Genomic DNA, 10,608 nt, shown 5'->3' on the forward strand with positions numbered 1-10,608 from the left:
GTGACGCAAGTAATTTATTACTTCACTTTTACTAACATATCCCTTTTGTTTGCAATCTCCTGGTTGTACCTCAACCCCCAGTCTCTCATGAGATTAATAATGGGTTCTAAGGTACGACCGAACTCCGTCAACGAATATTCAACCTTTGGCGGAACCTCTTTATAAACCTCCCTGTGTACTACTCCACCATCTTCTAATTCACGAAGCTGAAGGGTCAACATTCGCTGTGTGATATCTGGCATTAACCTGCGAAATTCATTAAAGCGCCTTGTCTCCGACAGTAAATGATATAAAATAACGCCCTTCCATTTACCTCCAACCACCTCTAATGTGGTTTCTACTGGACATCCGCGGGGGTCAGGACAAGATGGATACTCAGTATTAATACTTTTCATTTGTATGCCTCCATTCAAGTCTTAGTATAAAAAAGTACACTATACAACAAAAATGTGCGTACTTACATAAAGTAGCTAACTGCATTATTATAACAGAAGTCGGAACATAAACGGTAACCAACTCCCATTTTTATACCGTTAAAAAAACTCTAAAGACTTAGACGAGAGGATGAAATGTACTATGGAAACAATGAAGGCCGTTGGATTGCATCGTTATTTGCCTATTGAAAACCCAGAAAGTTTGTTGGATCTAAAAATTGAAAAGCCAGTTGCTACTGGCCGAGATCTACTCGTTCGTGTAAAAGCTGTGGCCGTTAATCCAGTTGATTACAAGGTTCGATCACCTAAAGAAAAGGTTGAAGAAAACCCCAAAGTTTTAGGCTGGGACGTGGCGGGTATTGTTGAAGAAGTTGGCCCGGATTGCACGTTGTTCCGTCCAGGTGATGAGGTTTATTACGCTGGTGACATTACTCGGCAAGGGGGTAATAGTGAATTCCATCTTATTGACGAGAGAATTGTAGGGAAAAAGCCAAAATCTTTGGACTTTGCACAAGCTGCTGCCCTGCCGTTAACGACGCTGACTGCTTACGAGGCATTGTTTGAACGAATGAACATTAGTCGTGAACCCAACGAAAATAAGAATAAAGCGATTCTTATCATTGGAGCAGCAGGCGGAGTCGGATCTATAGCTGTCCAATTAGCAAAATGGGCTGGACTGACCGTTATTGGAACTGCCTCCAGACCTGATTCCGTTGCTTGGGCAAAAGAGCAAGGGGCTGACTACACCATCAACCACTTCGAGGAGTTCGTCCCCCAATTAAAGCAGTTAGGATATGAAACCGTTCCGTACATTCTTTGTCTTAACGCAACAGCTAAGCATTGGAAAAACATGGCGAACGCGATTGCACCTCAAGGAACCATTTGCTCAATCGTTGCAGACGGGCCGCTTGATATGCTCTCGCTAGTAAACAAAAGTGCAACCTTTGTTTGGGAGTGGATGTTTACAAGAGCCATGTTTCAAACGGAAGACATGATTCAACAACACATGCTCTTGAACGAAGTAGCTGATTTAATTGATAGTAAAAAGATAAAAACTACCCTGAGCGAACGACTTTCCCCTATCCATGCTGAGAATTTACGAAAAGCTCATTCATTGCTGGAAACGGGCAGAGTTATTGGTAAAATTGCCATTGAAAATTTTTAATGCACTCAAAAACGATATCAGAAATTCCAAACCCTACTAAAAGGAAGTGCTTATCATGAACCTGATTCAACTCTCAGAACATGTATATAAATGTGAATCTGTAGTCACTGAACCTATCCATATCCCTGTCAATACTTGGTTAATTAAAGATCATGATGATGTTTATATCATCGATACAGGTCTAGAAGGATTAGTAGATGCTCAAATGAGGGCAGCCACAGCTATTGGTACTCCCAAAGCCATTCTACTTACCCATGGCCACAGTGATCATATTCAAGGTGCTGCGAAGTGGTTAGAGAAGTTCAATATTCCTATATATGCCCATGAGAAAGAACTTATATATATCAATGGAGAAGCACCTTATCCGAACTTCAATACCCTTGAGAATACAGGGGTAGCCAATAGGGTTCTGCCATTAACAGAGCAAACACTTGCAAACCTGCCTATCCAATACTATCTAACACCTGGGCACTCTCCTGGGCATGTCATCTACCATCATGAAACGGACAATGTACTTCTAACAGGAGATCTCTTTATTACAAGTAAGGAGGATTTACATCCACCCATTAGAAGTTTTAGCATCGATATCAACGAGAACATCGATAGCGCCGTTATTATTGATGAAATCAAACCCGCACTACTCAGCTCATCACATGGACATGAACTTCTCTACAATGATGAATTGTATGCAAATCATGTGCTACGGTATCGAGACTAAAAAAGTCAATATATCCAATGAAAATCTGGCTCAAACATTAAAAGCCGTCCATACTATTCTATCACCCACGAAATATTAAGCGATACAAAAATCGGAGCCCCTAACTCTAATCCCGATTAAAATGACTGAATAATCAGATGACTTAAATGTCTTCCCAGGACTGCTACTGTGTGCAGCGGTTCGGGGAGTAAGGCATTTTTGAGGGGTCGAATTCCTTTATAGCATTTGATTTAGAAAAATTAGTAGAGACAAAAAGGATAGAGGGAATACGGATGAATGAAATAACCGAAAACAAAGCGAATTATGGAATTATAGCGATTCTGACTATTGGTGCTATATTGGTCGTATCGCTGCTGTATGTTACCATTCCACTGCTACCCGTGCTGGCCGAGGCATATGGTGTGCCGCAAAGCCGGCTGGTGTGGGTGGGAAGTGGATTTGGCTTTGCTTATGCATTTGGTACTATCGTATTTGGCACTTGGTCAGATCGAGCTAGACGCAGAAATATATTAGTCGGCGGCTTATTTGTCCTCGTCTTATCCAGTGTATCCGTCAGATTAAGCCCATCGGTGGAATGGCTTATCGCGCTGCGCACCGTGCAAGGGTTTATCGCGGCTTCGTTTCCTCCGGTCGCCCTCGCGTACGTAGGCGATGTGATAGCTCCTCGCCTCCGCTCGGTCGCCATTTCAATCATTAGCTGCGGTTTCTTGCTTGCCGGCGTGCTTGGTCAACTGTATGCCAGTGCCATGGAGCAGATAGTCAGCTGGAAAGAGGTGTTTGATGTTCTTGCCGTTTGCTACCTTATTATAGCTGTATGCATACTTCGACTACCAGCCGGAGTGGTTTCAGGCGATAAGACATCGGTTCGAACGGTGATTGGACGTTTGTTCGGCTTGTTCAGGATCGCACCGCTGCTCGCCACTTATGCGGTTGCCGTTACGCTGCTGCTTAGCTTCGTGGCGATGTATTCTGGTCTTGGCACGCATATCGCGGATGCCTTTGGTATGGGGGGGCGCGGGCTGATGTGGATTCGGCTGGCAGGCATTCCCGGCATCTTGATGTCACCTCTTGCCGGTCAATCGATCAAGCGTTTTGGCGCCTCCAAGGTTCTTATTGCCGGGCTGTCAATCGCCACTGCCGGCATTGCTTTCGAGGCTTTATCCACAACGGTATTTGCGTTGGTTGTCTCAAGCGTTATTTTCGTCGCTGGCATCTCGATAACCGTTCCGGGAATTATCGTTCGGATAAACCAGCTTGGCGGGAATGCCCGTGGCAGCGCCGTTGCCCTTTACTCATTCTTTGTCTTTATTGGAGCCAGTATCGGACAGATCCTTTCTTCTTCCTTGATGCACCATGGTTTTCGCTTCCTTGGCATTTCGCTGGCAGCTATTCTGTGTGCAGCCGCAGTGGTTGCATGGGTCAGCAGCCAGGCAACGTTATCCATGTACGGAGGGAACGCCCGAAAGGCTTCATAAGAACAACAATGTGGCAGCCGTAACGGAATTCAATAAGACCACCATCATTCCAGAACACTGCTCCCCCGAAGGAAAACCGGAATGAGAAGCTTTTCCTTCACGGAAAATCCGTCCTGCTATGACCCTGTACCGCAAGGAAGCAGGCTGCAAGAGCATATGCTTTAATCATAAACAGTTGGAATTGGCGGCGTTTGTGCAAGAATCGAATCAACTGAACAAGCTCATTAAGGAAGTACGCATAATGTATTATGTAGTATTAAAAATCATACTATTGGAGGTGGACAGAGTAATGGGAGATCGAAGAAATAAATACGGAGCTAGTCCAAACATGGAAGGATCTCCTGTGGAAACAACTCTGGATGCCATCGGTGGAAAATGGAAAGGGATTATTCTCTATCATCTCACTGACGGACCGAAAAGATTTAATGAATTCCAGCATCTCCATCCGGGGATTACGAGGTTTATGCTAACATTACAGCTACGGGAGCTTGAACGGGATGGGATCATCCACAGAGAAGTTTATAAAGAAGTCCCACCCAGAGTGGAATACTCGTTGACTGACTTTGGAAGAACGTTGGATCCGATCATATTATCTATGAAAGCATGGGGAGAGAATTGTTTAATCAGACATAACGAAACTAGAACGAGACAAGGGGACTATCCTTGAGTAATCGGAGGGGAGGTTAATGATGGTATAGATGATTTAAAGGACTTTAGTAAAGGAACCTGAAGATTGGAACTTATCTGTTCAGTTTGCTGTTTATCTATGGATCGGCTTTTAGCACAAAATTACTTCATTGTTCTCGTCGGAATAACTGTGATTGTGGGTGCGAGCCTCTAATCCTACGTAACCGTACAACTGATAACGACGTTGCCATTTCACTAGACTGGATTCACTAAAGCCGTACTTTCTAACAGCGGACTTCACTCCAATTTGACCGCTTTCAATTTCTTGAAGGATAGCCAATTTCTCTAACGCATTAAGTTTATTTTTATGCATAAAAATGCTCCACTACAGTAACAGGCTTTCATTATTTCACCTATCTACCGTATATAATGGGCTTACTTGGAGTCCAACTTGTCCTTATAAGGTGTATCTCCAAAAAAGGAGATACACATATCGTTTTTCCGTATTAGAATTCATCTGGTTCGAAAGGGTACTAGATTCTCCTTATTCGCTTCGGATCAAAATCCTGCTTTAGTCACCCCGACGGGTATCTTGTATACAGAGGAAGTGGCGGTAATATACATGGTCCGTCCTGATACTCCTCCCCACGTCAAATTGCTAGTTATTTCAGGAATCTTCAACAATCCGATAATGCTTCCGTCTGGTTCAAACACCCATACTCCTCCCGGTCCTGCGCAGTACACGTGCCCCTCTGCGTCCACCTTCAAGCCATCGGGGACGCCCTCTCCCTTGCTCACGTCCAGCTTGGCGAACAGTCTGCCGTACACCAATCGTCCTTGCTCATCAAGATCGAACACTCTGATATGCTGACGCTCCGTGTCGCTGACATACAGCTTACGTTCATCAGGCGATAACGCTAAACCGTTAGGACCAGCAAAGTCATTGATCAGTAGTGTCAGTTTGCCTGACGGAGATAACCTGTAGACTCCCTGAAACAACTGCTCTTGCGCTTTCGGTGTTTGCAATTCATTCACTAAACCGTAATTGGGGTCTGTGAAGTAAATGGAGTGGTCCGAAGCTACAATCACATCGTTCGGACTGTTTAAGCGTTTTCCCTCATAGCGGTCAGCCAGCGTAACGATTGGTCCAATCGGATCATACAGGGAATATAAAGAGAGCCTTCGACCAGCATGTTCGCAAGCAATGAGCCGCTGTTCAGTGTCAAACGCCAGTCCATTCGACATTCCACTTGGACGCCGCACTACGGAGAGATTGTTCTGCTCCTTCAAGCGATAAATCGTGTTTGCCTTAATATCGCTGAATACAAGTGAGCCGTCCGTTTTATCCCAAGCTGGACCCTCGGTAAAAATAAATCCGGTGGTCGCCTGTTCGAGACAGGTGATCTGAGGAAACAAATCATAAAATGTGTTAGATGCAATGTCAGCTTTCATTTCTTTTACCTGCAATATCCAAATGTATTTCTCCTTTAAGACCCAGGATGAGTTTTTACTTAGGATATGCAGGAAACATGTTTGTCGTCAAAAATATTACAGCATATGAATACACACAAAAAGCCGCAACTTTGCGGATTTTAAATAAACGTATGGATAGCTGCGATAATCAATCAGTTCAACTTTATTGTGAATATTTATTAATATGCAGTCCATCAAGCGTCGGCTGTAATTACAATTCCACTCACAAAGCCGGAATCGTCTGAGGCTGGGAAAAGAGCGACTTTAGCAATGTCTACTGGGTCACCCGTGTGGGTTCAAATGCATACCTGACATTGCTCTCCCCATGAGTGCGATGCGTTGATGACGTTGCAATATTTGTATTTCCCCCCCCCTGGAATCGGCAAAATTATTATCTACTTATTTGGTACACAACAGCTTAGTAAAAAAGAACGCTAAGCTCCCTCGAAATGATTCAGTTTCCTCACTCAAGCTCATGAATTCGCAGGATTCCCTCTGTAGTAAGTTGAAGAGAGAAGAGAAAGAGGAGCTTAGGTCTGGAGAAAATAGAAAAGAGCGTGCGCAAACAAAGGTGAGGTGTCCATCACCCATAATGTTCCATATGTGCACGTCTCCACTGCGCCCTAGCGATTCTCGCTCCCATATCCCAACGGGTCTAAGCCCATTCATTCGTCACATCTAAACTAAGGGGTGGAGGTCGGTCTTTCTAACGGAACGGGTCCGAGCCCTTTTGCGTAACGTCTCCCGATACTCCGTGCTTCTTCATCCTGCGAATGCATGAGCTGGTGAGTATAATCTTTTTTTAAGCTGCTTTTTGGAAAACTCGAGTTGAATCGTGACCCTCGCTGCTTTTAGCCAGACCGACTAACAAGCGAGCTACTTTACCACATAATTTCATAATGGATTTCATCTTCTTTTGCTTCTTTTCCTCCACGTTGTAGCGGTGTAAAGCGCGGAACTCCGGATTAGTCATGACCATACACATTGCCATGAGATAGAGAAAACGGCGCAGACGTGGACGCCCTCGTTTACTGAGGAACATTGTTCCTCGCCACTTCCCAGAACTAGCCTCAGCTAGATTTAACCCAGCATGCCGAAGCAGCGCATTTCCATGCGTATATCCACTTAAATCACCGGCCTCACCAAGTATTCCGGCTAGACTCGTGGCGTTAACTCCGCGTATTTCAAGCAGTTTCTGAGCATACGGAATACGTTTAAGAATGATATGGATCTCATTCTCAATCCGTTCAAGCTGGCTTTGCGCAAGGTCATATTCTTCGAGCAATTGACCAAGGTGAAGTTTGTAAGCATGGAGTGCCTTCGTGGTGCCAACACTGGATTTTGCAAGAGAAATAAACAAATTAGCGCGCTTAACGCCAGCATGACGCTTTACATATTGCTTCCAACCTTCAAGAACCTGTTCTGTGGTTAAATGGCTGATTTCACTCGGTAAAGGGAAGAGTCTGAGTGTTGCGATTGCACTGGTACAGGTAAGGATTTTAAAGACCTGACGGAGTTCAGGGAAAACAATGTCTACCCAGCGATGAATCTGATTCACTGCACTGTTGAGACGTTTTGTGACCGTTTCACGGTTAGCCATGAGAATACGAAGTTCCTCGTAAGCTTCTGAATGAAAATGGACGGGGGAGTAGTACCCGTTTTTGATCATATCTGCAATGACAAGCGCGTCCTTACGATCACTTTTAGACGGTGTATTATCCCGGTTTTCTTTATTCTTTTTAACGATATGAGGATTAACCAGAACGGCTTCAATATCTTGCTCTACAAGCCAACGTGCAAGGCTAAACCAGTAGTGGCCGGTTGGTTCCATGCCAACCATTACGTGGCTCAGTCTGTAGGATTTGAGAAGATCCTTGATCCAGCGCTCGAATAGCTTGAACCCCTCAAGATGATTACCGAATTCGAGCGGAGTTCCCAGAGCAATCCCTTGAAAGCTGACAGCGCGGGCGACATGGACTTCCTGGGCGATGTCTACGCACAGGGTTTTAAGCTAAAGGACACGATACTAAGGGAGGAAAGATGTATTGAAGGACGTAGAGGCATTATTAGAACAGATAATGAACTTACCTAATTGCAGAGTGAATCCAACAAACGGATTGCCGCACACGAATCAGCATAGCCTTCCATCAGATGTTAAACGATTTTATGAGCTTTGCGGTGGGGTAATTCTCTTTGAAAACAAAGATTATAGCTGTGAAATAGTCCGAGCTGGAGAGTTTGTCTTTTCCAATCCAGTCATCGTTGGGGAACAAGTTGATGAGGATATATCTTCACATTTGTACATAATTGGTCATGATGGAAATGGCGACTACATTTCTATTGATCTGCATCCAGATCGGTTAGGGAAATGTTACGATAGCTTTTGGGATAGACATGCAGTTCCGGGAAGTTGTCATGTAATAGCGAATTCATTTACTGAGTTGCTGAATCGTTTGGTTCAGAATAGCGGTGAACGATGGTACTGGTTAAAAGAAGATTATCAAACAATTGGCGATGCCTACGATGGCCCGTCTGATCGCAGTTCGTGTTAACTGATAGGATTGTTGGATTATTCCACAGAATACCAATAACAAGAAAACTTTAAACAAAGGATTGAATTTTAATTGACAATTTCTGAGACCAACAAGATAGACTTTGTTTGGAATAGATAGAAATAAACCAATTGTATTGGTATCAGTGGGGGTATTTTATAAATCCAATAGCACTAATGAAGATATTTATATTTTAGAATCACAGTAATAAAGTTTTGATGTAATTAAGCGTTCACTCAACTGGGTGAACGTTTTTTTGTGGAGTTAGGGCTTATGATTAACAATTTAGTAGTTAGTAGAGGAGACAGCGGGGGTGTAGTCCTTTGGCAATTAAGCGAACGGGCAGCATTCCTATTATGAAGAAATACGAGGTTTGAGAAATAAAAAGACTCCTTGGTAAAATGTTAATGGGTCCTGAACGCTCGCCAGCAACCGGATCCAAAAACAAACCAAGGAGACTACAACATGCATTCTACTCAAAATGAAAGAATTAATCAAATCACATCTTCTACCTTAATTATCGGAGTCGACATTGCAAAATTCAAACATGTAGCGAGAGCCCAAGACAACCGCGGAGTCGAGTTTGGGAAGTCCATTACGTTTGAAAACAATCGACAAGGCTTTGAGTTGTTCGTAAGCTGGTTTCAGAAGATTTCAATAGAGCAAGGCTTCCAGGACATTATCGTTGGGATGGAACCAACGGGCCATTACTGGCTGAACTTCGCCCATTTTCTAAAAGAAAAGCATGTAAAATACGGTGTAGTGAATCCGCTGCACGTGAAGAAAAGCAAAGAACTAGATGACAATTCTCCAACGAAGAATGACGTCAAGGATGCTAAAGTCATTGCGCAACTGGTCAAAGACGGAAGATATGCCGTACCGAACCTTCCTCAGGGCGTTTATGCCGAACTGCGAGAAGCGATGAAAATTCGCGATCACCTGACGACTGATCTTTGTGTTGTGCAAGCACGTGTCCATAATTGGTTAGACCGGTATTTCCCGGAGTTTCTGACGGTATTTAAGGACTGGGAGTGCAAGTCAGCCATCCAAATGCTAAGTCTCTATCTACTGCCCCATGAACTTGTTGATGTACCAGATGAAACCCTGCTGCGGCATCTGAGAGAGGTTGCCAAGCGTGGGCTTGGTTTAGGCCGAGTAAGGAATCTGAAGGAGGCAGCAAGCTGTTCAGTGGGCATACAACAAGGTGCAGAGTTAGCTAAAATGGAGCTGAAACTTCTGCTGACTCAGTACGACTGGTTTAATAGCAAGCTGGAAGAATTGGAAATGAAATTGGATGAACTGCTGGGGCAGATCCCGCATGTGCAGCAATTACTGGCCATTAAAGGGATTGGAAGAGACACCATCGCGGGTTTTCTAGCTGAGGTAGGTGACATTCGGCAATACCGTCATCCCAAACAGATCACGAAACTTGCTGGATTGAACTTAAAAACGAATTCCTCAGGCAAGCACACCGGACAGACGAAGATAACGAAGAGAGGTAGGAAGCGCCTTCGTGCCTTGCTCTTTAGAGTGATGATGCCACTGGTTGCTAAAAATACAGCATTCCGAACCTTGCATGAGTACTACACGAAACGACCGGTAAATCCATTGAAAAAGATGCAATCCCTCATCGCTTTATGTAACAAGCTCATACGAATCCTGTTTGGCGTATTGAAAAAGGGACACGAGTTCAGTGAAGAAAAGATGATCCAGGATATTCCTCGATTTGAAGAGCGATCACAAGCTGCATAAATTACGATTTTCAGTGATGATGACCTAAGCAAAAGGAAGATGACAAGAAGCACGGATGAGTCGGAACGGCGTTAACATACGGACGAAGAGATCCTGTCGGGCAGCATATCTGACCTCCACCTCATGGACAGGTTGAATGAAGGAATGTGAGAGCGAAGACTCTGCGAGATGTGGGAGGGTTGACCGCCATGAGCCCATGTGGAGATCCAAAAGTGCAACCATACTTTACCTCAGTATCCACTATTTACAGCATGTGGTATAGGTGAAGAGTTTTTTTGCACCTCTGCAACCCATAAATTTCTTCCTCTTCAACTTCATTCCATTAAAATGTTATCTACAAAGAAGTAATTGTGGTCAAAATCTAAGAAAACGAGAGTATTAAGGAGCTATGTGATTCTCCATAGAGGGAGTT

Annotated in this window: 9 protein-coding genes and 2 pseudogenes; 6 read left to right on the forward strand and 5 right to left on the reverse strand. The window is 44.1% G+C overall.

Annotated elements, in window-relative coordinates:
* Positions 1–17: 17 nt before the first annotated feature.
* On the reverse strand, positions 18–395 hold the full coding sequence (locus O9139_RS27860) for a winged helix-turn-helix transcriptional regulator (protein ID WP_270884816.1): 378 nt from the start codon (positions 393–395) through the stop codon (positions 18–20).
* Between the two features lie 181 nt (positions 396–576).
* Here O9139_RS27860 and O9139_RS27865 point away from each other — a divergent pair, with 181 nt between their 5' ends.
* From O9139_RS27865 to O9139_RS27880, 4 genes are all read left to right on the forward strand, one after another.
* Positions 577–1,599: a zinc-binding alcohol dehydrogenase family protein gene (locus O9139_RS27865; protein ID WP_270884815.1), complete on the forward strand. Its 1,023-nt coding sequence runs from the start codon at positions 577–579 to the stop codon at positions 1,597–1,599.
* A 55-nt stretch (positions 1,600–1,654) separates the two neighbouring features.
* Entirely contained in the window at positions 1,655–2,317 is a 663-nt protein-coding gene (locus O9139_RS27870) for an MBL fold metallo-hydrolase (RefSeq protein WP_270884814.1), read from the forward strand.
* Positions 2,318–2,589: 272 nt separating this feature from the next.
* On the forward strand, positions 2,590–3,792 hold the full coding sequence (locus O9139_RS27875) for an MFS transporter (RefSeq protein WP_270885023.1): 1,203 nt from the start codon (positions 2,590–2,592) through the stop codon (positions 3,790–3,792).
* Between the two features lie 289 nt (positions 3,793–4,081).
* The gene (locus O9139_RS27880; RefSeq protein ID WP_270885026.1) at positions 4,082–4,459 is read left to right on the forward strand and encodes a winged helix-turn-helix transcriptional regulator; all 378 of its coding nucleotides are present in this window, start codon (positions 4,082–4,084) and stop codon (positions 4,457–4,459) included.
* A gap of 111 nt (positions 4,460–4,570) precedes the next feature.
* Here O9139_RS27880 and O9139_RS27885 read toward each other — a convergent pair whose 3' ends face one another.
* The 4 genes and pseudogenes from O9139_RS27885 to O9139_RS27900 form a co-directional block, all read right to left on the reverse strand.
* Positions 4,571–4,792 carry a helix-turn-helix domain-containing protein gene (locus tag O9139_RS27885; RefSeq protein ID WP_270885024.1) on the reverse strand — a complete coding sequence of 74 codons (222 nt, stop codon included), beginning with the start codon at positions 4,790–4,792 and terminating at the stop codon, positions 4,571–4,573.
* 185 nt (positions 4,793–4,977) lie between these two features.
* Positions 4,978–5,871 carry an SMP-30/gluconolactonase/LRE family protein gene (locus O9139_RS27890; RefSeq protein WP_270885025.1) on the reverse strand — a complete coding sequence of 298 codons (894 nt, stop codon included), beginning with the start codon at positions 5,869–5,871 and terminating at the stop codon, positions 4,978–4,980.
* A 215-nt stretch (positions 5,872–6,086) separates the two neighbouring features.
* A pseudogene (locus O9139_RS27895) lies at positions 6,087–6,213 on the reverse strand (3-ketoacyl-ACP reductase); the annotation flags it as partial.
* 481 nt (positions 6,214–6,694) lie between these two features.
* Positions 6,695–7,888: pseudogene (locus O9139_RS27900) on the reverse strand (IS110 family RNA-guided transposase); the annotation flags it as partial.
* 49 nt (positions 7,889–7,937) lie between these two features.
* Between O9139_RS27900 and O9139_RS27905 the strand changes: the two are divergent.
* Together O9139_RS27905 and O9139_RS27910 are read left to right on the forward strand one after the other, a co-directional pair.
* Complete coding sequence (locus O9139_RS27905; RefSeq protein ID WP_377526712.1) at positions 7,938–8,444, forward strand: SMI1/KNR4 family protein; 507 nt, start codon at positions 7,938–7,940, stop codon at positions 8,442–8,444.
* A gap of 465 nt (positions 8,445–8,909) precedes the next feature.
* On the forward strand, positions 8,910–10,196 hold the full coding sequence (locus tag O9139_RS27910; RefSeq protein ID WP_270877931.1) for an IS110 family RNA-guided transposase: 1,287 nt from the start codon (positions 8,910–8,912) through the stop codon (positions 10,194–10,196).
* The last annotated feature ends 412 nt before the right edge of the window (positions 10,197–10,608 follow it).

The sequence above is a fragment of the Paenibacillus aestuarii genome, from assembly GCF_027789125.1.
Classification (GTDB): Bacteria; Bacillota; Bacilli; order Paenibacillales; family NBRC-103111; genus Paenibacillus_E; species Paenibacillus_E aestuarii.